General features: G+C 33.0%; 16 protein-coding genes. 4 read left to right on the forward strand and 12 right to left on the reverse strand.

Features of this window, described 5'->3' with window-relative positions:
* Positions 1 to 260: 260 nt before the first annotated feature.
* The 7 genes from ATE84_RS24355 to ATE84_RS24375 form a co-directional block, all read right to left on the reverse strand.
* Positions 261 to 908, reverse strand: coding sequence for a Crp/Fnr family transcriptional regulator (locus ATE84_RS24355; protein ID WP_101450395.1), 648 nt, complete (start codon positions 906 to 908; stop codon positions 261 to 263).
* Positions 909 to 1,292: 384 nt separating this feature from the next.
* Positions 1,293 to 2,258, reverse strand: a complete 966-nt coding sequence (locus ATE84_RS24360; RefSeq protein ID WP_101450396.1) for a DUF3078 domain-containing protein — start codon at positions 2,256 to 2,258, stop codon at positions 1,293 to 1,295.
* Positions 2,259 to 2,581: 323 nt separating this feature from the next.
* Positions 2,582 to 3,247: a carbonic anhydrase family protein gene (locus ATE84_RS26495; protein WP_199176908.1), complete on the reverse strand. Its 666-nt coding sequence runs from the start codon at positions 3,245 to 3,247 to the stop codon at positions 2,582 to 2,584.
* Between the two features lie 21 nt (positions 3,248 to 3,268).
* Positions 3,269 to 4,873, reverse strand: coding sequence for a SulP family inorganic anion transporter (locus tag ATE84_RS24365; RefSeq protein WP_233195886.1), 1,605 nt, complete (start codon positions 4,871 to 4,873; stop codon positions 3,269 to 3,271).
* Between the two features lie 336 nt (positions 4,874 to 5,209).
* Entirely contained in the window at positions 5,210 to 5,383 is a 174-nt protein-coding gene (locus ATE84_RS26395) for a hypothetical protein (RefSeq protein WP_158237330.1), read from the reverse strand.
* 389 nt (positions 5,384 to 5,772) lie between these two features.
* Positions 5,773 to 7,035: a HAMP domain-containing sensor histidine kinase gene (locus ATE84_RS24370; protein ID WP_101450397.1), complete on the reverse strand. Its 1,263-nt coding sequence runs from the start codon at positions 7,033 to 7,035 to the stop codon at positions 5,773 to 5,775.
* Positions 7,032 to 7,709: a response regulator transcription factor gene (locus ATE84_RS24375; protein WP_101450398.1), complete on the reverse strand. Its 678-nt coding sequence runs from the start codon at positions 7,707 to 7,709 to the stop codon at positions 7,032 to 7,034. Before ATE84_RS24375 ends, ATE84_RS24370 begins: the two co-directional genes overlap by 4 nt.
* A gap of 238 nt (positions 7,710 to 7,947) precedes the next feature.
* Between ATE84_RS24375 and ATE84_RS24380 the strand changes: the two genes are divergently transcribed.
* Positions 7,948 to 8,847, forward strand: coding sequence for a hypothetical protein (locus ATE84_RS24380; RefSeq protein WP_101450399.1), 900 nt, complete (start codon positions 7,948 to 7,950; stop codon positions 8,845 to 8,847).
* 386 nt (positions 8,848 to 9,233) lie between these two features.
* Here the strand turns inward: ATE84_RS24380 and ATE84_RS24385 are convergent, their stop codons facing one another.
* Together ATE84_RS24385 and ATE84_RS24390 are read right to left on the reverse strand one after the other, a co-directional pair.
* On the reverse strand, positions 9,234 to 15,182 hold the full coding sequence (locus ATE84_RS24385) for a fibronectin type III domain-containing protein (protein WP_101450400.1): 5,949 nt from the start codon (positions 15,180 to 15,182) through the stop codon (positions 9,234 to 9,236).
* A gap of 540 nt (positions 15,183 to 15,722) precedes the next feature.
* Positions 15,723 to 16,721, reverse strand: coding sequence for an IS1595 family transposase (locus ATE84_RS24390; RefSeq protein ID WP_101444842.1), 999 nt, complete (start codon positions 16,719 to 16,721; stop codon positions 15,723 to 15,725).
* A 237-nt stretch (positions 16,722 to 16,958) separates the two neighbouring features.
* Between ATE84_RS24390 and ATE84_RS26500 the strand changes: the two genes are divergently transcribed.
* Positions 16,959 to 17,153 carry a hypothetical protein gene (locus ATE84_RS26500; protein ID WP_199176909.1) on the forward strand — a complete coding sequence of 65 codons (195 nt, stop codon included), beginning with the start codon at positions 16,959 to 16,961 and terminating at the stop codon, positions 17,151 to 17,153.
* A gap of 931 nt (positions 17,154 to 18,084) precedes the next feature.
* Here the strand turns inward: ATE84_RS26500 and ATE84_RS24400 are convergent.
* Positions 18,085 to 18,951: a bile acid:sodium symporter family protein gene (locus ATE84_RS24400; protein WP_101450401.1), complete on the reverse strand. Its 867-nt coding sequence runs from the start codon at positions 18,949 to 18,951 to the stop codon at positions 18,085 to 18,087.
* A 207-nt stretch (positions 18,952 to 19,158) separates the two neighbouring features.
* Between ATE84_RS24400 and ATE84_RS24410 the strand changes: the two genes are divergently transcribed.
* Positions 19,159 to 19,389: a hypothetical protein gene (locus ATE84_RS24410; protein ID WP_101450403.1), complete on the forward strand. Its 231-nt coding sequence runs from the start codon at positions 19,159 to 19,161 to the stop codon at positions 19,387 to 19,389.
* A gap of 24 nt (positions 19,390 to 19,413) precedes the next feature.
* Positions 19,414 to 19,584 (forward strand): hypothetical protein, encoded by a 171-nt coding sequence (locus ATE84_RS26400; protein ID WP_158237331.1) that lies wholly within the window; start codon positions 19,414 to 19,416, stop codon positions 19,582 to 19,584.
* A gap of 132 nt (positions 19,585 to 19,716) precedes the next feature.
* On the opposite strand, the gene ATE84_RS24415 is transcribed toward ATE84_RS26400, so the two are convergent.
* Together ATE84_RS24415 and ATE84_RS24420 are read right to left on the reverse strand one after the other, a co-directional pair.
* Positions 19,717 to 21,240, reverse strand: a complete 1,524-nt coding sequence (locus ATE84_RS24415) for a RagB/SusD family nutrient uptake outer membrane protein (RefSeq protein ID WP_101450404.1) — start codon at positions 21,238 to 21,240, stop codon at positions 19,717 to 19,719.
* Positions 21,241 to 21,261: 21 nt separating this feature from the next.
* Positions 21,262 to 24,618 (reverse strand): TonB-dependent receptor, encoded by a 3,357-nt coding sequence (locus tag ATE84_RS24420; protein ID WP_101450405.1) that lies wholly within the window; start codon positions 24,616 to 24,618, stop codon positions 21,262 to 21,264.
* Between the last annotated feature and the right edge of the window lie 90 nt (positions 24,619 to 24,708).

Here is a 24,708-nt window from a genome sequence, read left to right on the forward strand (position 1 = left end):
TATAAAGACAACCTTTTTCTCCTAGATTAGGTAAGTATTGGGGACTCCTCACCTTTAATCATCCAGAACTAATGCTTTTTTATTTAAAGCCTGTTACTACTCTAGAACTTTTATATGCACCCTGTTTGAATTTCTCTAATTATTTATGATCGCTTCTACAGATCATTTAGCCAGATACAAGATAACATACTTAATATGTTTAAAAGAGCAGCTGTTGTTTTAAAAACGTAAAGAACTATATAATATTAGACATCTCTACATCACACAAAATTGGTTGCTGCAATTAATTTTTTCATATCTATAACTTTAATAGTTTTCTCTTTAATTTCTATAATTTTCTCTTTTTTAAAATCATATAAAACTCTAGCCAAAGATTCAATAGATGTACCAACAATATTGCTATGATCTCTTCTGGACAAACTAAAACTACCGTTTTCATCAAAAAAATTTTCTAATTTAATTATTGACAATGCGGTTCTTTCTCTAACACTATGTTGAGCCATAACCATAGAATTATTAATAAACATTCCAAATTCACGACTCATATCTTTTAAAAAGAGATAGCGAATTTCATGATTAGTTTCGATAATTGAGAGAAAAACTTCTTTAGGAATTAAATAAAATAAGCAATCCGTAAGGCATGCTACTGAATACGAATAAACCTCATCGCACAATAAATTATGATGACCAAAAATTTCATTTTCTTTAACTAAAGAAAAAATATGCTCTTTATTACTTAATCCTGTAGAATATTTTTTTATTTTTCCTTTTTTTAAGACATAAATCCCACTAGGAATAGTGCCCTCATAAAACAAGACTTGTCGTTTTTTTAGTGTTATCGGAATTTTTGTTTCTTCTATCAAAAGTAAAACATCACTTGATAGTTTTTTAAAAATATTCGAATTCATAAAAGAATATCGTTTATAAGGGAAAAGAGTGCTGGCCACAATATTAGGTTTAGGTTTTATTTCTCTAAAACAGGTCTAATCCAAAATACCCTACCTTTATTTTTATTTTTTATTATATAACAACCTATATTATAAACAAAGGAGTTGGCTTTTCTCTTATTTCAATACTAATTACTCTCTCATACTGCTATTTTTAAAAGTTTAAATTTTCATAGTTCATCCATCTCTCTTATACTTATACAATAGTTGTATAAGTGATGACCTCTATACTCTGTAACAATTGAACATATACGTAGTCAAAAAGTTTCTAATAAGTGTAAAACATTTTTAATCTGATATGTATCATTATTTGTATACTGGTCATCACCAATATATTTGATCGCTTTAAAATTGATAATTTGCACCAATACCAAATGCTTCCTTTATCTGTAAATTCCCAACAGCATCGTCATCATATACCATTCTAAACACCACTCTAGTAGACAAATATTTACCTACTACAAGCGAAAGATTGGCTGTATAATCTAAGTCTACATTTTGAGGGGCTTCGAGATAATTAGAGTACAATTCTAAAGAGTTACTAAAAGACAGATTTTTTACAATATCAAACTTTAAAAAAGTACGTATTGCCGTACCAAATTCCCAAAGAGAACTTTTATTAGCTTCTACACCATAATATCGATGGTTTTCATAATGCTCTAGAGCTTCTTCATCCAAAGGATCTACTTCTGTAAAAGTTCTATCTACAAGCGTTACTCTACCCGCTACTGGAGAAACATTAACAAAAAAATGTTCCTCTTTTTTATACAATATTCCAGGGCCTAATTTTATATCTGCCGGAGAGAAAAAATGAGTTCTTTCTGTTTTTATTTCATTACCCAATTCATCTTCTTTATATTGATATCCTCTATTAAATTGAGTTTTAAAATTTAACGCAAGAGAATAGTACAATTGAGATCTCCTAATTTTGCTTCCTAATATAGAGTTAACTTCAAAATGATCAGAAATCTTACGTATAGATCGATCATTATCTGTTAATCTGGTTGCACCAATACCGTAACCTGCAGCAACTTCATTATCTATAATTACTTTTTCTTTTTTATAGTTAATGGCAGAGGATACTGTTAACCCTACAGTCATATCAACAGGTTGTCTTCCTATCCAGTTGTCATTAAAAGCTGTTTGTCCTACTACCGGAAAAATATTTCCTTCTACAGACCACCCTTCTTCCAAATGTTCTGTATTCCTTTCTTCGTAAGTCTCCTTATCAATATCAATCATGGCTTCATCCTGAGCCATCAGAATAAAAGAGTTTATCAAAAGAGATATTATTAAAAATGATTCTTTCATTTGATTATTAATTTTAGAAATGATTTATGTGATTTTAAATAAAGAATACATCTAAGCTTTTCGTTATACTCTACCGCCTTATACTCCTAGCAACTATTATTGTAGAATAAAGTAAAATCTAAAAAGCTTAAAATGAATTCAATAAATAGATGATGAGAATAACATGAATAAGATACTTTTACTAAACATGGTTAGTCAACCTTTGAGAATTATCAAGAATATAGGAGAGGCACTCTACAATAACTCCTATCATGATAGTTCTCAAAAGGGTATATGCTAAAAGAATCTTATTAACACCCTTTATCTATTTGTTGTCAGTTTTTTTAATTCACTGACTTCTCTAATTTTTCTTCCATAGAATTTTTAAGATTAAAAGGATCTAGATAAAACTCGACCTTCCCTGTAGATACGTTATATAAAGCGCCTACAATTGCGATCTCGCCTAATTTTTCCATCTGAGATAGTATGATACTTTCTTCTCTTATTCTTTGTATAGATAGTTGAATGTTCTGAACAGCTACTTTTTCTATAGCCTCTCCTTTTATTTCCTCTTTTTCTTTAATACTATCGACTGCAGGTTTAATCTTACTTAAGAGTGAAGTTATATTACCTAATTCGACATTTTGACATGCAGCTTTTACTGCACCACATTGAGTGTGTCCTAAAACTACTACTATCTTAGAACCAGCTACTTTACAAGCATACTCCATAGACCCAAGTACATCTTCATTAACGATATTGCCCGCTACCCTAGTACTGAAGATATCTCCTATCCCGAGATCGAAAATTAATTCTACAGGTACTCTAGAATCAATACAACTTAAGACTACTGCAAAGGGATATTGCCCATCACTAGTTATTGCTACTTGATCTTTAAGATTTCTCTGAGCTTTTACATTTTGTAGAAACCTCTTATTACCTTCTTTCAAAATTTTATATGCATCTCTTGAAGTAAGGCTTTGCTGTGAGTTTTTAGTTTGTGTTATCATTATTTTTAATTTATGAGTTTGTTAGGCCGTTGCCAATTCTTTTTCTTTTCTACTACTTCTGTTCTTTCTATTTTTATTTTTTTCTATTGGGCAATGCAGATGCACATTAATTAATGAAACATCAATATTTTTTTCTTTAGCATTTTCTTCAAAGTCTTTTATAATTTCAAAAACATCAGGGTGAAGAAAGTGCGAATTCAATGCACATATTTCTACAGAAGTATTTTCAGGAATCTCCATTAATGATTTCTGAATTGAAGCTTTGTTAAGAAAAGTAACATCCTCTGATAACTCTAGTTTAAAATTACCTTCTTTTTCTACTACAGCTTTTTTCATATCTCCTTTAAAAGGAACCTTGTAATTGTTGCGTAATATTGAAAAAACCGAAACCATCATTCCCATTGCAATACCCATTAATAAATCGGTAGCAACTATTCCTACAACAGTAACTACAAAAGGAACAAATTGTTCAGGTCCTTGTTTAAGCATTTTTTTAAACAGTACAGGTTTTGCCAATTTATAACCAACGGTAAGTAGTATAGCCGCCAATGTTGCCAGAGGAATAAGATTTAATATCGTTGGGATAAGTACAACACTTATTAATAATAGTACACCATGTAAAATCGCTGATGCTTTGGTCTTACCTCCAGATTGTTGGTTCACAGAACTTCTTACAATCACCTGTGTTACAGGTAATCCTCCTATTAATCCTGATATCATGTTTCCGATTCCTTGTGCTTTTAGTTCTTTATTAGTAGGTGTAATTCTCTTTAAGCTATCTTGCTTATCTATCGCTTCTACACTAAGTAAAGTTTCAAGGCTTCCTACTACCGCCAGGATAATAGCCGTAATATAAATTTGTGGGTTTACTAAAGCCGAAAAATCAGGAACAGTAAAATTACCCAAAAACGAATCTAGGCTATCTGTTATTGGTAATGAAACCACATGTTCTGAGGCAATTGACAGATAAGGGATTCCAGCAAATGCTTTGTTTAATAGAACTCCAACTATTACTGCAACTAGAGGTCCAGGAACAGAGGATATATACTTTAAATTCTTAATGAATTTAGTTTCCCAGAATATCAAAATAAATAGAGATATCATGGTAATAATAATTACTCCCAGGCTCACATAATTTAATACGTCAAATATCCCAAGAAAAGATTCTGGCGAAGCTAAGCCACCCTCTGGGGCTATATAGCCAAAAATATTTGGAAATTGCTTTATTATAATAATTAAGCCAATACCTGCAAGCATTCCATGAATTACAGAAGAAGGGAAATAATAGGCTATCACCCCAGCTTTTAAATATCCCATTGCTGTTTGTAAAATACCGGCTATAACCAGAGCAACAAGAAAAAACTGAAACCCTCCTAAATCTGTTATACCGTTTAATACGATTACTGTTAACCCTGCTGCAGGGCCACTTACTCCAAGAGACGAACCACTAAGTGATCCCACTACGATGCCTCCTATAATACCGCCAATAATACCTGAAAAAAGTGGTGCTCCAGATGCTAAGGCTATACCCAGGCATAAAGGCATAGCTACCAAAAAAACAACAATACTCGCTGGAATATCGTGTTTTAGTTTTTCTACAAAAGTTAAATCATTAATTGCTTTCATTTTAATTCGAGTTTTAAGTATGATAATTCGTGATATTAATTAATTTTATAAATTACTTTATCTATCAAACACCTTGAATACAAGACAATTAACACAATAGGTTAATTAGAAAATATTAAAACTTTACGATACCAATACCATTATTATAATTACTAATAAGGCTATGCTGATAATAAATAAGTCAAGGTTTTTTTTAGTGTATTTTTCTAAATCAAATTAATTTGAATTAAGTGATGGACATATGAAACCCATGTAAGCTATTTTAAGAGAAAAAATAACCCACGAGAATAAAAAATGAATTTTGGAATTATAATGTTAGTGTATTAAAATATATGTTTAAGCTCCATATAAATTTTCTGAAAGATCATTATGACGTTTTGATTTACCTAAAAGGTTTATTTTCTTTCTATACATGTTTTCACTGAATTGTATATGAGTATTTTTGTAGGAATTCATATATGGGATTATCCATAGAAAATTGATAGCATTATATTTTGTTGGGGATTTCATGATTTCTAATATTTTTTGATATGTAATATTATAGTTAATGTTGGTTTCTATTCTTATAATTTCAAGGTGAAACTATATAAAGATTCTGAAGAGAATCTGTAGAAACAATAATCATTCGAAATATTTTAACGCTATTTCTTCCTAATCACCTTATTCCATGCCTAATATAGAAGAATTTTCAAAAGTCAAACTTTAATAAAAATAACACATCTACAATACATAAATCATACTAAAATTTGCATCTTACAGATATAAAATACCATTTTTATTTCCCCGTAATGAGAAATATATTCTGGCGCTATCGTTTATTTATTCAATTTCTAAAACCAGATGATATAAAAAAGTATATCATAAAAGAAGTAAACCTTCACATAGAATAGGAACAAAAATTAAAACTTTAATTTTAGAATATGCCATACCTCTTTATTAGTATAGGTAATTGAGAAATTGTAATATTTAACGATACTTTGTATTAATGATAGCCCCAGACCTGTAGAGTTATGCTTATCACCATGCTTCTTAAATCGTTCAAACAATTTTTCAGGGGCTATTGGCAAAGGTTCTCCAGTATTCTTTATTAAAACATAATCTCCAGTAAGTTCTAAAATTATTTTCCCGTGGTTTATATTGTGTTTTATCGCATTACTTATTAGGTTAATAAATAACAAATAAGCCAAAGTCTCATTAAGTCGAATAATAGGAGCTTCTTTAAAATAAAAAGAGACATCAATATTTTTCATTTCTATTAACTCTTCGACACTTTTTATCATCTCTTTTAAATAATCTGCTACATTTATATCGACGACATCAATAAATTGATTGTTGCTAATTTTTGACAATAATGAGAGGTTGTCCTTAAGTTTGGATAGTCTTATAATGAGTTTATGAATTTGGTTTAAAGCAATTAATTGATCTTTAGAAAAATCATTACCCTGAATAATCAATTCTATTTTATTTTTGATAATCGCAATTGGTGTTTGGATTTCGTGAGAAGTATTTTCTGTATATTCTTTTAAGTTATTGTAGTCCTTAACCATTTGATTGGTTATTGTTTCTATAGTTGAATTTAACTCTCGAAATTCTCGAACTTTCGTTTTCTTAAAAGAGAAAGATTGTGGTTTTACGATGTTAAGTTTTTTTATCAAAGAAAGGGTATCATAAAATGGTTTCCATACTTTCTTTGATATGATATTACTTAACAGAAACATGGTCATAAAAAACAAAAATGTTATCAATGCGACAATTTCTGTAACTAGTTTTATTAGATCTTCAGAAGAAAGTAAAGATTTTGAAATCGTAATAATATAAAAATCGTCTTTAACTTGATCCGAAAACACAATCTGTCGAAAACTTATTTCCTCTTTTTTATAGAAATCGTATATTTTAACATCCTTAATATGGGTTTCTGTTTTTGGATCATGATCCATTTTTTGTAATGAAATACGGTCTCCTATATTTAAATATAAGGTTTCTAATAGGTTATCATATTCACGTAATTCGTATATTAATTGCTCTTTTTCTGCAAATAATTGCTCGTTAAATTCTCTATTTATAATAGATTTTATCATATAATACGATAATATCTCTCCTAAAATCGAAATAACTAGAAGTCCTATAAAATAATATCGATTAGATAAGATTAATAATTTCATTGATCCGAGAGTTTATAACCTAATCCATATACAGTTAAGATATAATTCTTATTACTCTTTTCTTTGATTTTTTTACGTAGATTTTTTAAATGTGAGTAAATAAAATCGAAAGAGTCTGCCATATCCATTTGATCTCCCCATAGATGTTCTGCTATGGATTCTTTGGGAATAACTCTATCTGGGTTTGATATAAAAAAAAGCATTAGATCATACTCCTTTCTAGTTAATTTTAAAACCATATCATTTACTTTTACATACTTCTCATAAGGAAAAACCTCTATTTCATTGTATGTAATACTATTTTGCGCATTAAATTTTTTTCTTCTTACTATAGCTTTGATCCTCGCATTTAATTCAGGAAGGTCAAAAGGTTTGGTCATGTAATCATCAGCTCCTAAGTCCAGGCCTTTAATTTTAGCATCCATAGCATTTCTTGCAGATACAATAATGATTCCTATATCAGAATTCATTTTTTTTACCTGTTTTATTACCTCAAGACCACTTCCATCGGGTAAATTAATATCTATAACAAGACAGTCATATTCATAATCCCAACTTTTCTCTTTAGCTTGTTTTAGGTTGTCAACCCATTCGCATAAATAGTCTTCATTTTTGAGGTACTGGAGTATAGATTCAGCTAATATCGATTCATCTTCAATAATCAAGATTTTCATCCTTTTTTGATTTTATATTTAATCCGAAATTGAAGTAATTATTATTGCAGACTGAAAATTATTATTATCAATATATTAATATTAAACAATGACCTCCAAAAATAATATCTTGTTATCATTCAACTCTTCAATTTCATCAATCAAGAATATGATATATATCAATTAATTTGTTGACTATTGAGTGGTTTAAATCAGAATAAATCGATATTTTTAAAGTATTAATTATCACACAAAACTCATGATACAATCCTCTGATTCACAACATAGGTTAATCACTATTTTAAAACTTTCTACTTTTCTTATTTTTTTAGGAAGAGCCTACCAACACATTATATGGGATGCCCCTTATCGAACTTTTTTATGGGATGAAAGTATCTTAAAAAGTGTTGTTGAAAATATTTTTGATGTAACCTGGAACGATTATGTAACCAGCCTTTCTGCTGCTAATACAATTTCTTTTTCTATAAAAACGATAGGTGTCTTTTATCTCATTTGCGCTATCATTACCTTAATGATAAAACCCAACATGAAAAAAGCAGGTAAACTCTTTTTACTTGGCGGAAGTATCGGTTTTTTTATTTTAGCACTCCTGTATTGTAAAGAGAAGTTTTTACACGTTGGACAATTTTTTGAATATACAATTCAATTTATTACTCCAGTACTTCTTTACATGGTATTGTTCACCTCTATTGAATTTAAAAAGATACGCGTAATAGCACTTATTGCTATTGCTCTTACATTTAGTTGCCATGGTTTATATGCTGTTGGATATTATCCCAGACCAGGTAGTTTCATTGATATGACACTAAATACTCTTCCTATTAGTGAACCTAGTGCCCACGTGATGTTAAAAATTGCAGGGATTCTAGATTTTGTAGTCGCTATTGCCATTTTCATCCCAAGAATATCCTATGCAGCATTGGTCTATGCATTTGTATGGGGATCACTAACTGCCATTGCTCGACTCGTCGGGCATTTTCATATTGAATTTTTATGGAACTCTTTTAGTCAATGGACCTGGGAAATGTTGATTAGATTACCTCATGGTTTAATTCCCTTGTTTGTAATGATTGCTGATCGACCCAATTTACATTATTGGAAAAAACTCCCTTTTGGAAAAAAACCTCAAACCGTATAATTTATTCATCATTGTATTTCGTAAATAATCCTCATAGATTTTCCCGAGGATTATTTATGTAATACATCATATTCGCTCGCTCTTTATCTTGATTTTAAACGAATCGAGTTATGTAGTCCTAATTTAATGTAAGGGTTTAATTCAAAACCTTCAAATTGAACCGTTCTTCATAACAACTTCTAGACTGCACTCCTTTAGATTTATTTTAGATAGATATCGCATACCGATATTTTACACCTAAACACACTTCATATAAGTTCCTACAAATAAGTGTTTTAAAATAAAAAGCATAATTTCATTAAATAAACTTTAAAGCATTAATCTTCCTATAAAAAAAACTGCCTGAACTTATGTTCAGGCAGTTTAATAAAAGTAAGAAAGATATTTTATCTCTTAATAAATTTCTTACTCACCTCTCCTTTTCTTGTTTTAATAACAATGAAGTATACTCCGGCATTCAATTTATCAATGGCATAGGTTGTTGTCTCTGATTTAAAGTTCACTTTATCAACCACCCTTCCAAACATGTCTCTAATGATTGCTTCCGACCTGTTGGCCTTAGCATAATCAGGATATTTGATGTGTAACATACCTGATTCTATTGGGTTTGGATGAATTTCCAGTTTCTTCTCTACAACACTGTTGTCACCTGTCAATGAAGTATTACTTCGTTGAGCAACAGCTCTTACCGTATGCGGATTATCGACAGTCACAACACTACCTCCTGTAGGGTTCCAAACATCAATATTGGTAGGTAAAACAAACAAGTTGTTGTCACTTAATTGTCCAACACTACTCGCATTATCTACTTTAATGGTTCTAAGTTCTATCTTGTTTTTATCGATCCATAACCACTTAAACTGGTTAAACGATCCCGCTGCTCTTGTCCAGTTCTTAGTATCAGAAGCATTACGTAAGGGAGCTCCCCAACATCCTTCTCCAACATAGATAGCTCTCTTTGGATCTGAATCTACTCTCACAAACCCTTCATCACTTCCGGTAGCTGTTGATGGTTTGATTGGCCAGGTACGTTTCACTACGTGAGAATCACTCTCCATCACCAATTGTACAGCATGAGTGTAAAAAGGTTTAGACCATGCTTCATACTGATCATTTTGTTCTGATTTACCAGGCTCATGAGGTCTGGTTGCTCTATGATACTGTGCTACTGCCCATGTGTGATTAGCAGAGTTAGACGTTAAATCATTAGCTAACCAAGTTCCTTGTGTACCTGCTGGGGTTACCTCTGTGTTTAAGGTATAGGTTCTCATCAAACTACCTCCAAAACTCAACGCATAGTATTCTCCTCCAGCTGCGGTAGGAATATCAAAAAGATCTCTGATATCATTCGATTTCTCATGATTACCTCGTGCGGCAACAACAGGAATCATCCTTCCATCAGAACCAATAGTTAATTGCCAGTCTTCAAACCAGTTTTGCCATTGAGAACTCGATGAAGAACTTGTCATATCTCCACCAAAGAGTACAGCATGTGGTCTGATCTTGGCAACAAGTTTATTAGCATTTTGTCTTGGAGTACGATTGTTTCGAGAATCTCCTCCTGCTACAATTGATAAACGGGTATTAGGATCACTAGGCGCAGTCTTAAACCAGAATCTTTTAGAAACTCCTTCACTATCCTTGATCACAAAATAATAAGCAGTATCTGCCTGAAGTCCTGTTAATCTAGCATAATTATTACTCATTCCTTTACTAGAAACCGTTCTATCTACAGTTTTACTAAGCGGATATGATGCAGCATTACTACCAAAATCTGTAGTACCGTAATGTACCACAGGATTCGTTCCTCGTACCTGATTCCATCCTACAACCATAGTGGTAGACGTATTACCTCTCCAGGTTAATCGATACTTTTCTGTTGAAGTACTGATAACAGGAGCTTCAGTAAAGGTCGCTGTTACGGTCTTATCAGAACTCATCGAGATAGATGTCGGATTCGTATTGCCTGATAGAGCACCAGACCACCCGCTAAAATCCCATCCTGATGCAGCAGTAGCTGTAACCGTTACAGATGTTCCTGAGTTATAGGTTCCTCCTCCACTTACTGTTCCTTGTCCTGTTGTATTGGTCGTTAAAGTATATTGAACAACATTCGTTGTCTTAACATTAGCAGCGTTACTACTGCCAGATACATTGCCTGCAGCATCTTTAGCCTTTACAGTAAAACTATATGTAGTATTGGCTGTAAGACCACTAACACTATATGTAGTACTTGTTGATGAACCAATACTTGTTCCATCCTGATATATATCATATCCTGTAACGCCAGTATTGTCTGTCGAAGCGTCCCAACTAAGATCTGCTGATGTATTAGCAATATTAGAAGCTGTTAAATTTGCAGGTACCGTTGGTGCTTGTGTATCTGGAACGATAGAAATAATCTTCACATTATCGATTGCCATATCACTACTCCATCCTGATCCCGTCGTTGCTTTGAATTGTAACTTGATTACAGATCCAGCATAAGAAGTAAGTGCAACTGTAGCTTGGTTCCAAACATCTCCTTGACTACCATTCTTTGACCATATAGAAGTATAAGTAACTCCATTATCTGTACTTGCTAAAACTTCCATATTCCCCATAGCAGTTCCTTGCATATGGTATCCGAATTCCAGTGATCCATTAGGAACTCCTGTTAGGTCTATACAAGGACTATTTAATAAAGCCACTTTATTTGGGCTACCTGGTGGAGTGACATTGGTCGAAGCTTCGGTATACAGATAGAAAGAACCATCCTGTCCGCTTGCCGGACCAGTAGCATTTGATGGAGTACCTCCTGAATCTCGAGTCCAATCAATATCATCACCTGTAGCGTTGGTCCAAACTCCTAAATCAGACTCAAAACTCTCACTATATGGAAAACTATTAATCCCAGCACATGCTGGAGTGTCTGTAGTAGTGACATTAGCAACATTACTGTTTCCTGATACATTACCTGCTGCATCTTTAGCTTTTACCGTAAAACTATATGCTGTTGAAGCTGTAAGACCGGTAACACTAAAACTAGTTGTTGCAGATGTTCCTATACTACTACCTCCCTGAAAAATCTCATATTCGGTAACGCCTACATTATCTGTAGAAGCAGTCCAGGATAAATCAGCTGTTGTTGCGCCAATATTAGAAGCTGCTAAACTTGCTGGAGTACTTGGTGCCTGTGTATCGAGTGTTGCAGAAATGATCTTTACATTATCGATTGCCATATCACTTCTATAATCTGGTCCCGTAGTACCTTTTAACTGTAGTTTTATCACACTACCTCCATAGCTAGATAAACTTACTACCTGAGAATTCCAATTATTACCCTGATCACCTGTCAAACTCCAAGCACTAGTCCATGTGGCTCCATCATCTGTAGAAACTCTAATTTCTAAAGTTCCCATATTAGATCCATACATATGATAATCAAAACTAAGTTCTGAGCTTGGCTGATTAGAAAGATCAATACAAGGACTGGTTAAAAGTGCAACCTTATTTGGAAATCCATTTCCATTTCCTGAGGCTTCGGTATAGATATAACTACTACCATTTGTTGCCGAAGATGGCCCTGTACTTGAAGAAGGTGTTCCTCCACTATCTACTGTCCAGTTAATATCGTCACCCGTTTCTTGTACCCAAACACCTACATTACCTTCAAAACTCTCACTATATGGAAAACTATTAATCCCAGCACATGCCGGAGTAGCTGTAGTAGTGACATTAGCAACATTGCTGTTTGCTGATACATTACCTGCTGCATCTTTAGCTTTTACCTTAAAACTATATGATGTTGAAGCGGTAAGACCAGTAACACTAAAACTAGTTGTTGCAGATGTTCCTATACTACTACCTCTCTGAAAAATCTCATATTCGGTAACCCCAACATTATCTGTAGAAGCAGTCCAGGATAAATCAGCTGTTGTTGCGCCAATATTAGAAGCTGCTAAACTTGCTGGAGTACTTGGTGCTTGTGTATCGAGTGTTGCAGAAATGATCTTTACATTATCGATTGCCATATCACTTCTATAATCTGGTCCCGTAGTACCTTTTAACTGTAGTTTTATCACACTACCTCCATAGCTAGATAAACTTACTACCTGAGAATTCCAATTATTACCCTGATCACCTGTCAAACTCCAAGCACTAGTCCATGTGGCTCCATCATCTGTAGAAACTCTAATTTCTAAAGTTCCCATATTAGATCCATACATATGATAATCAAAACTAAGTTCTGAGCTTGGCTGATTAGAAAGATCAATACAAGGACTGGTTAAAAGTGCAACCTTATTTGGAAATCCATTTCCGTTTCCTGAGGCTTCGGTATAGATATAACTACTACCATTTGTTGCCGAAGATGGCCCTGTAGTTGAAGAAGGTGTTCCGCTGCTATCTACTGTCCAATCAATATCATCACTCGTTTCTTGTACCCAAGCACCTACGTTACCTTCAAAACTTTCACTATAGGGAAAGCTATTAATCCCAGCACATGCCGGAGTAGCTGTGGTGGAAACATTAACAGTACTACTATTTCCTGACACATTTCCTGCAGCATCTTTGGCTTTTACTCTAAAACTATATGATGTTGAAGCGGTAAGACCAGTAACACTAAAGCTTGTAGTAGTAGATGTACCGATACTAGTGTTTCCTTGAAATACTTCGTATACGCTAACACCAATGTTATCTGTTGAAGCCGTCCAACTAAGATCAACAGTTGTTGAACCAATATTAGAAGCTGTTACGTTTGTAGGTACACTTGGTGCTTCATTATCAACTACAACAGTAGTACTAACACCACTAGCTACAAGAGAAAAATCTTGCGAACCATTAGTCAAAGTACCTTTATGAGTTACCGTAACCGTATAGGTTCCTGCCGCTAAAACTGCATCTATTTTTTCTACATTATCTCTAAAATTATCTCCTTTTTGAGCAGCATCACTATAATTATTAAAGCTTCCATTAGGTACCATTACCCAAGGAGAATATGTATTCCCATTTCCGGTTACACGAACATCCAGGTCATTTACCAATACAGGTGTATTTCCTGAACCAATCGCACCAGCAGGATCATTCCATACTATAGTCAAAGCTAATGGGGTAGATCCGTCAGAAATGATAGTTCTGGTATATGTACTTCCATTATTTAGCGTTAATTCATCCATAACAGATGCACTGCCATTATTACTGATTACCTGAGCAGCCCTTTCTGCATTAATCAAACCCCATCCACTTGCAAAATCAGGACCATCATTGGCTCCCATTTCATCAGCAGTATCAATAATCAATCCTTTAGCTGTAGCAGCTCTCATGTATACTCCGTTGATATTTTTATAGTGTTCCTGTAACAAGGCAATAGTACCTGCTGTGGCAGGAGTCGACATCGAAGTACCACTCTTAGTAGTATAATCTGTATCATTTGCATTATTAGAAGAATATACAGTAGTACCATTATTAGTAATATCTGGTTTAATTCTCCAGTCATCAGAAGGGCCATAAGAACTAGATGAAGACATACTTACAGAAGAAGGTCCTGTATAGTTTAGCACATCATTACAATTTCCGACAACCAGTAAATTCTTTGCAAGCTGGTTAGTTTTTACTATACCATAATTATTTCCACTATTTCCTGCAGATTTACAATGCAGATAAAATGGAGCATTATAGGTAACTTCATCCATATCACGTGCAGTAGCGTCATAAACACCTGCAGAGCCGCTTGGGGTATTGGAATTATTAGCTAAGATTCCTCCGGCAGCAGCAAATGAAGCTGCTTCTGATACCATCCCAGAAGCTGTATAGTTTTTTATAGTTGCCCCAGAGGCCATTCCTCTAGCCGCTGCATCAGTACCACTGGCAATTAATGTACCTCCTGTATGTGTTCCATGGCTAGTAACAGATCCTCCATCACCTCCATTAGAAGCTCTGCCTCCAAATTCCTGATGAGTTGGTCTGGCATAACCACTTTCCCAAACACCTATTTCGATGCCAGCTCCAGTAAGATTAAGACCTGATGCCCCACCTGTCCATATTTTATTTGTACGTCCAGAAGCTGCAGCATCAACATTATCATCATAAGCATAAATAGCTTCACCTTTTTCATTAAAAGAATAAAAAACCCCTAACCGACCGTCTTTTGTGGTCTTTGTAAGAGGCATTCTTTGACTTGCAACTTTAGCCCTATTGGCATTATTTGCATTATTAGATCTGTTAATAACCCGTTGTAGGGCTTGTAAATTGGTTTGTTTTTTAATATTCTCTCGGTCATTCTGATTTTGTGCGTTAACGAATATCGAAAACAACAAAAACGGAATAAGGAGGAATATACTCTTCCTTGATTTCATGAGTTGAGTTTTAATTAATTAAGATTGTGTGTTAAAAAAAATTAGCTTAAGATTTTAAAAGAGAAAAATCTTTTATGTCCAAAAAAGACATTGGGGTCGGGGAATAATAACTTTTGTTTTATTACTTGTGGTTTTTTGAGTATTCATAAGTACTAATTAAAATGGTTGTGTCTATTTATTATGACGTATTAATTTTGACTACCCCCTAGTTCGTTATCTTTTTTCCGAAATAAAAGCTTTACTGCCAATGCATTATAAGTCATCAATATAGACTACACACCTACTCTACATGTAGTTTATTCTTTTATAAGAGTATTAAGGGCTCTTATAAAGGTTTAATATGGTTTTGCCTTTTTCTACAATTAGTAATTTGAAATAGTAATAGGGGATACTATATGAAATTAGAGATAAGAGCATTTTACTGGTTCTCATAATCTTGTGTAGGTTTACAGTTAATGATGTTTCAAAAATACTCTCTTATCATCATTCAAATCCTCGAATTAATCAACCCAAACCTTGATATTTATCAATTTTTTTTGGCTAAGTTCTAAAAAGCATATTATTTACTACTATGTTTTTAAATTCCATCCAGGCAGTATTGGAAGCAAAGGCTATAGCTGCTACGGTTGCCATTTTACTGGTTGAATTTTTTATTTTTTCTAAGACTAAAAACCAATTCAGATAATTCTGAAGGTATTTTGTTGCCACTCCATTGAAGGGCTCCATAAATTTCCTTAGACGCATATCCATATTATTCACATTTTGTACGTGATATATTTTGTCAACAGCTCTTTGACCCTTCGAAGCATTAAATTTTTTGTGTGCTACCTTCTTGTCTTTTGCAAATGCAGTATAGCTTCTGTGACTGTCGCTACAAAGGGTTTCTACTTTAGCCAACTTCCCTTGTAATATAGTCTCCAAGTCACTTTTACTAATGCGACCTCTGGTAGCTACTTTGAAATCTTTGTTCCCTGATCGGTCACAACTGGCTATCACAGCTACTTTTTCATTACTGAGACCAGCTTTACTTGCCTTTGCGCCACGTTTTCTAGCAGGACGATCCAAATTTCGATTCCCTTTTTCAGAGTAAGCAAAGAAAAGATCATCACTCTCTAGGATTCCTTGGAATTCATCCACACTTACGCTCCCAAAGGAGACAAGTAATTTGTGCCTCCAATCAAAAGAAGTCTGAATAGAAATCCCTGTTTCTTTGGCACTCTTGCGAATACTATATCCAGAGAGTAAACAGAATAAATAACGATTAACTTTGTCTTTCTTCTTGAGGTTGTACCAGAACTTACCGGTAGTTTCACTAAAGTTTTTATGACAAGTATTACAAACATAGCGCTGTACTCCTTTGAGCTTACCATTAGCCTTAATTTTATTGCACTTACAATGAGGACAGCTTATGGCTTTACTCTGATTGCTATCAATCAGGGCTGAACCCTCAGTAGAGATCTCCAATAATGTGGAAACAATTTCTGATTGAACCAAAGCCGATGAACTAATGAAAAAATCTCTAAAATCTTCTGGTATCATTTCTCCGTTTTTATAAAGTAAAGATAAAACATATTCTAATTAGAACTTAGCCTTTTTTTTTTGACAAGCCTGCTCTTTTCTCTTTATTTAGTCATTTCTTTTAGGTCAGAATTTCTGTACCAAGAGTACCAAAATGTATCTGGTGGGTAATCGTAAGCATCGACAAGGGATCATGATAGCTGCAAAGAATTAAAACTAATACCTACTACTGAAGGAGAACTGGATTTTAAATTAAATATGACTCAACTCTTAGATAGCTATCCGGGTCATGAACATTCCTTGCCTATTTACCTTATCTATAAAGATGTTGTAAAAACAATAACAGATTCAAAAATGGCAGTAACAGCTACTTTATTAATATCCTATGGCGCATCTTGGGCAGAAAATTATTATTACTCGCGTGAAAATGTTTGGAGTGATCAAAAAATATAATATTTCACACCTTGTGAAGAATTAGCACAAAAAGCACAAACTTTTCATTGTCAAACCAAAAAACCAAATAGATTACCAGACATCAAAAAATAGATGTGAAACAAATTTAATTTCAGTAAATATTTGGAAAACAGCTGAAAAACTATTAATATTTGCATAACAAGATGAGAAATAACAAACTGCATATTAATCCAAAAACATTGTATAAACAATGTAGATATTGTAGGATAAATACATTATCCCTGCAAAACAGGATGCTATGTAGCTATTTTTGATTTTTTTGAAGTGATTTGAAATAAAAACTAAATATAACTCAAGCGTCCAAGAAATTGGACGCTTTTTTTATTGAATCTTTTTGATATAAAACGAAATAAATACATAAAATCTAGTCGAAACACTTCTCAAAATAATAAAATCTAAATAAACTCAATAAAAAAATTAAACATATGCATAGAAATTAATTAGCACATAAAAAATACTATTTGGAAACTAAGCAACAGGGAGACAGACAATTGCTACAATTATCCAAAATCTGTTGAAAAACGGACAGGAATTCCTATGCTTCAAATTAAACATAACTAATTGATTTTCAGTAAAATAACTTGAAAAAATATTTGCTTATTAAAAAAATGTTTTGATCTTTGCATCGAAACAATTGCGAACTTAGATTAATATCAATAGTACGCATTTAACTTAAAAAAATAAAAATGACACCTAGTAATTCACAACCTATGTTAACCTGTCTTTTTAATAAACAAAGGAGGTATTGTTCTGGAGTGAACATAAAAGGTGTTTTATTATATACAACAGATAATTATAAGGATAGAAACTTATAAACAAATCAAGATAAGATATAAGAAAGACGCCCTAATAAGGCGTCTTTTTTTATTGATATAGTTCAAGTTCATTGACATATTGAAAACTAATACTACTAGTTTTCATGGGTATAACTTTTCTTAATACCCATATAGACAGCAATACCACCTGTAAAAAACATTAATAAGCTATATACTGCTGGAGCAACCGCAAAAGAAGTATTTTTAAGTAAAACAACAGCGATCGTTATTGCTAAGGTTCCATTTTGGATTCCTGACTCAATTGCAATTGAAATGGCTCTTTTATCTTTAATATTAAATAATCTAGAAGAATAATACCCCACAATCATTGTAATAACATTTAGGCATAAAGCAACTGCTCCCGCTTGCCGAAAGTAAGGTACAATATTATCTTTTTCTTTAATTGCGATACCTACAATTACAAGCATGAGTACAATCCCTGAAGCTCTCCGAACGGGTTTAGCCATTTTTAAGGCAAACCGTTCATTATATTTTCTAATTAACATACCAATACTTACAGGAATAATGGTAATTACCAATATCTGAATAATAGTTGTCATCACATTCAATCTAATCATTTGCCCTTCTTCTAAAAAGTGAAGAAGTGCAAAATTTATAATAAAAGGTATAGTCAAAATAGTGATAAAGCTACTTAATGCAGTAAGAGTAACAGACAATGCTATGTCTCCTTTTGCCAAATGAGATATTAAATTAGACGTGGGGCCACCTGGACATGCAGCTAATATCATAATTCCGATTGCAATCTCGGGTTGTACGGGAAATAAAGATGCTAATGCAAATCCCAATACTGGTAAAATCAGTATTTGATTAGTCAACCCTAATAGGATTGCTTTTGGGTATATCAATATTCTTTTAAAATCCTCAATTACCAGAGATAGCCCCATTCCAAGCATGATAATGATAAGTGAAAGGGCTAAAATAATTGTCGATATACTATCCATATTTCATACTTATGATTGGATAAGCAAGATAGAAATTTTTGGAAGATATTCTGGTAAAACACCACAAAGAATACGGTATTTCTCAAGTGTTTAAACACCATCAATTTATAGATTATCTAATACAACACACAACCAATAATACTTTAGTAAAAATAAAAAATGATAAGATAATCTTATCAAGTCTAGTAATCATTAAAAACAATAATTATGAAAAATGATGTACCACAATGGTTTTTATCTAAACCCGAAAAAACAGGAAAGCTCATTGTACAACCAAAAGTTATGAATAGTACTCCTTATATCAAACTAGTTAAAGTGAATAACCTTGATAGGTCTTGTAGAAACAAACATTCTACAATAAAAAAGCGCATCGAGAATTACTCAAATTCTATTAAAAAACTTGATTCACTTGAGTATGAATCACTGCGAGGAACATAAATAAAAGATCAAAATATAATAACTATGAAAGCACAACTTACTAATACCAAAGAAAAAAATATAAAAGGAAAAATATCACAAATAATTACAAAATGGCTATCTAATTATATTACAGCTATGAGTAAATTTTTATACCCTCCAGAATCAAAAGGAGTACAAAGTAAAAATGACAGACATCGTATTTTTCATAAATGATATAGTATAATACCCTGTTACAAAACATGAAAGTAACAGGGTTTTACTTATGGTAGTTTATATTGTCTAATCATGCTATAAAAACAGTGTGTATAAGCATGCTGTTTTTATAATCTAATTACAGGCTCTAATTCAATATCCTGGGTTTTGATCTGATACTGACAATGCTGTATTCAATTGAATTTCGGTCATAGGAATAGGAAACAAATCATTTTTAGTTGTATATCCCGTACCGGCAAGTTCAGTTGCTGCTTTATCCCATCGTACTAAGTCCCAAAAACGTTGTCCTTCATGTGCTAATTCTAAGAATTTCTCATCTACAATTGCCTCAAATAAATCATTACCAGATATTCCGGAAAGGTTTGGTAATCCAGCTCTATTTCTTACCTTATTTAATTCAATTAATGCCAGATCATCTTGTCCATTTTTATTATATGCTTCTGCTGCTAATAATAAAACTTCAGCATATCTTAATAACCTCCAATTGGCTGAATAGTTTACTTCTGATATTCCATTAGAAACAGTTTCGGATAAACGAGTTACATATTTCATTCGTATGGCTCCTTCATAACCCCAAATATTCTCTGGATTATTCACACTACCTCCTGCAGCAATAATCTCTGCTTCTGTAGCTATTGTAGCCATTTTTCGATCTACGTCTCCTGCTACATCAAAAGTTGCTATCAATTTAGAAGTAGGTAAATTAAATCCCCATCCATTTAGAATTCCTAATCCTTCTACATCAAAAAAACCATCTCCTCTTGGCCCCATTAATTGCTGATGTATATTACTTTCTGCGCGACCATCCCACGGAAAATTACTCCAATCATAACCATTAGTAGAGATATACCCTAATTCAAAGAGTGATTCTTTGCCAAATTCTGTTGCTGTAGTCCATACATCTACTGGAGTATCTTCTAAATCATGAGCAGGATTTGAAATCACATCCGACAGTTGAGTAATTGCTAATGCATATTTCTCCTGAAAAACGAATACTTTGCCCAAAAGAGCTTTTGCCGCTCCTTTAGAAACTCTAAATGGCTGAGAAACTGATATTTTATCTGGTAAACCGGTAATAGCATCTTCTAAATCCTTTTCTACCTGTTCATAGATTTTTGCTCTAGAACTTTTAGGTAAAGCAAAATCATCAGAGCTTATATTGGATGGTTTTTTTAATCGTAAGGGAACATCTCCCCACATTGTGGTTAACTCAAAATAACACCAAGCTCTAATAAATTTTGCTTCTCCTAATACTAATTCACGGTTATCTAAATTTCCTGTTTCTACAGTATTAATAATAATATTTGCTAATGCAATTGTTTGATAAAACAAATCCCAATTGCTCTGAATTGAAATATTATCAATCGATACATCTGTATAACCATCAATATCTTGTAATTGCTTTTGATCTGTAGAACTTCCTCCCCCTGCATTAACATCATCTCCTGGTAACATTTTTACAAAATACGCACTGTTCCAGTTAAGTCCATAATTGTGTTGCATAAGATCATACAAACCTATAACTGCCTGATCTGCATTTTCTTCAGTATCAAAATATGTAGCGGTATCTAATACTCCAACAGGAGCAATATTTACGAAATCATCACTACAAGACACACAAAAAGCTACTATTGTAATAAAAATTAATTTTTTCATGATTATAAATAATTAAATTCATTAAAAACCTACTGATAAACCAAATAATGCTTTGCCAGGTATTGGGTAGAATCCTCTATCGATCCCTTGGCTATTATTTTCATAACTCCCGGCTTCAGGATCTAAACCATTATACTTGGTAAACGTAAAATAATCATCTAGGGAGACATAAACTCTAAACTTTCCTAAGCTAAGTTTATTTGTAATTTTTAATGGAAAATTATATCCTATTTGTAATTGCTTAATTCTCATGTAAGAACCATCTTCTACCATAAGATCAGTATTGTATGCGTCTGCGATATTAGCAGCTCCCGGAAAAGATGCTATATCACCTGGTTGTTGCCATCTATTATTATAATAATCAATAGGTTTATTAGTGATTGGGCGAGAAGGTTGGTGATATCCTGCAAAAATATCATTTCCGTATGTTCCTTGAAGTAATACATTTAAGTCAAAATTTTTATACCCTAAACTAATATTACCTCCAAACAATATATCTGGATGTGGTGAACCAATCATAGTTTTATCATTGGAAGTAATACCTGGAACCCCATCGGTATCAACAAAAATAATTTCTCCTGTCTGAGGGTCAATACCATCGGTTTTAAATCCATAAAAATACCATACCGGAAAACCTTCTTCAAATCGCGTAATCGGTGCCCCAGGGATTGATGCTCCATTTAATGCTCCTCCGATAGATACTTCTGAAGTATTATTTTTTAACGTAGACAAATTAAGGTTAATACCATAATCCAGGCCTCCGCTGGTAGTCGTATTATAACCAATCTCAAATTCAAAGCCTTTATTGGTAATCGTACCGGCATTAATTGCTCCTAATGTTCTCCCTACAGATCCGGGTACTATAATGTTACCATTAGAGACAATCAAATCTCTGGTAGTTTTATTATAATAATCTACTGAAAAATTAAACTTATTATCTAAAGCTTTAAGATCAATACCGATATCAACTTGTTCAGAACGTTCCCATAATAATTGGGGATTTGCCAAATCTCCAATTTGAGTACCACTTATACCTTCATAAACTATTGGGATAACTCCAACATCGGTAACTACATTTTGCCAGAATTCTAAATCTCCATTACCTGATAAGTTTGCATCACTCCCGTTCTGTCCCCAACTACCCCGTAACTTGATGTAATTAATCTTATTTGAATTCCAAAAATTTTCTTTAGAAAGAACCCAACCGACAGAAACTGCAGGAAAATACCCTCCCTTTTCATTTTTAGGAAAAACACTTGATTTATCATATCGTAATGATCCTTCTAACAAGTATTTATCTAAATAATCATACGATATTCTTCCAAAAACCGAAGTCATATTTTTCTGAAATATGTTATTTCCTATGATATCATTGTCTCTGTTAGAAAAATCAAAGTATGCAAAATCATCTGTTCCTCTTGTAATACCTGCTCCTTGTAGATTATAATATGGGTTCTTAATTTTCTCTGCAGAGTATCCTAATAAACCGGTAAGACTATGATCTCCCAAATTCTTATTATATCTTGCAAAATTCTCCCATAACCATCTTGAATTTCTACTTATTGCATGCTTTAAAGTCACAATAGAATTACTTGCCTCACTAGTAACATAATATATAGGTGTCCATCTGGTATCGAATGAATTAGATCTTTCATAACCAAATCTTGAAGTAAATGATAAATCATCTGATAACTTTATCTTGCCTTTAACAGAGAGTAAAACTCTATCAGTGTCTATTCCTCCTCTAAAAATATAATTTGAGGATGCCACAGGGTTGATTACCTCTCCTGTAGAATATGTAGGATATCCATATACATTTCCATTTTGATCAAGCATTGCAGTTCCATTCTCAACACCCGTAAGTGCTCTTGGAGGCAATGAACCATTGTATGTTACAGGGGTTAACGGATCAATTAATAATACATGATTTACAACTCCATTATAAGAGTCGTCTTCTGTAATTGGAGCTTGACCTGTATTAGAGTACACAATATTAGCCCCTACTTCTAGCCAATCTTTTATATCACTCTTAAGATTTGCTCTTAACGTATATCTTTTATATGACGAATTATTTTTACCTACTATACCATCCTGGTCTAGAAAAGACCCAGATAGAAAATACGTTGATCGTTCTGATCCTCCTGAAAAGCTGAGATCATGTTTCTGAATAAATGCATCTTGAAAAGTTTCACCAATCCAATCGGTATCAATTCCATTATTTACTACGGTAGTATTGCCTGCTTCATTCGAATATGTTACAAATTGAGAAGCGTTCATTAGCTCCATTTTAGTTCTCAAAGTTTGGATCCCAACTTGTGAATTGTAATTAATGACTGGTTGGCCTTTTCTACCTTGTTTTGTAGTGATAATCACAACACCATTTGCGCCTTGAGTACCATAAATTGCTGAAGATGCCGCATCTTTTAACACCTCTATATTTGCTATATCACTTGGAGCAATATTCTCTAAGTTTGAAACTTTCATACCATCAACTATGTAAAGAGGATCAGAATTTCCGTTAGAGCCTGTACCACGAATCCTAACTTTTGCCCCTGAACCAGGAGCTCCTGATGAAGAAACAACCGTTACACCCGATACTCTACCTTGCAAAACCTGCTCCATACGCTGGTTGGATGAATTTTCTATTTGTTTAAAACCAATACTAGAAATTGCTCCCGTAATTAGACTTTTTGCTCTAGTTCCATACCCTACAACAATTACTTCTCCTAATTCGCCTGCATCTTCAATCAATGTAATATCTAATTTAGGTTGACCAGAATAAATAACCTCTTGATTACTAAATCCTAAATAAGAAAACACTAAAGATTCTCCATTAGTAACTTCCAATTTATAATAACCATCAAAATCGGTCTGAGTACCTCTATTTGTTCCTTTTATAATAATACTTGCCCCTGGTAATGGTTCACCAATGGCAGTGGTAACTTTACCTGTTAGTATATCCTGTAGAGGGAGCTTTGGTTTTGAAGACGTTTTCGCGTTTAACTCTTTTTTTTGCTTGGATATTACTATTTGTCGATCAATTATCTTATAAGCAAGATCTGTTTTTTGAAATACTTTATTCAATATTTCAGCTATAGTAGATTGCTTAAGAAGTAATGTAATCTTTGTATTTGTTTTTACAATATCATCCTTATAAAAAAATATAAATTCGCTTTGAGAATGAATTTGACCAAATAGTTCTTCAAGGGTTCCATTTTTTAAGTCAATATCCAGCTTAGTTTGTGAATAAGAGTTATGTGCATATACACTTGTTAAGCCAAAACACAGGGATAAAATAAAAACTCTCATAATGATTAATAGAAAATTGAATTCCTTCTTTTTAGACAAAAAAGAAACATCGTTAACTTTTTTATTCATAATTTTGTTTTTTATGCATTAAGTATTGCGATATCGCAATATTTGATTTAGGTCAGAAAATGCGGCAACATTTTCTGGCTTTTTTTGTAA

The organism is Aquimarina sp. MAR_2010_214 (genome assembly GCF_002846555.1).
Taxonomy (GTDB): Bacteria; Bacteroidota; Bacteroidia; order Flavobacteriales; family Flavobacteriaceae; genus Aquimarina.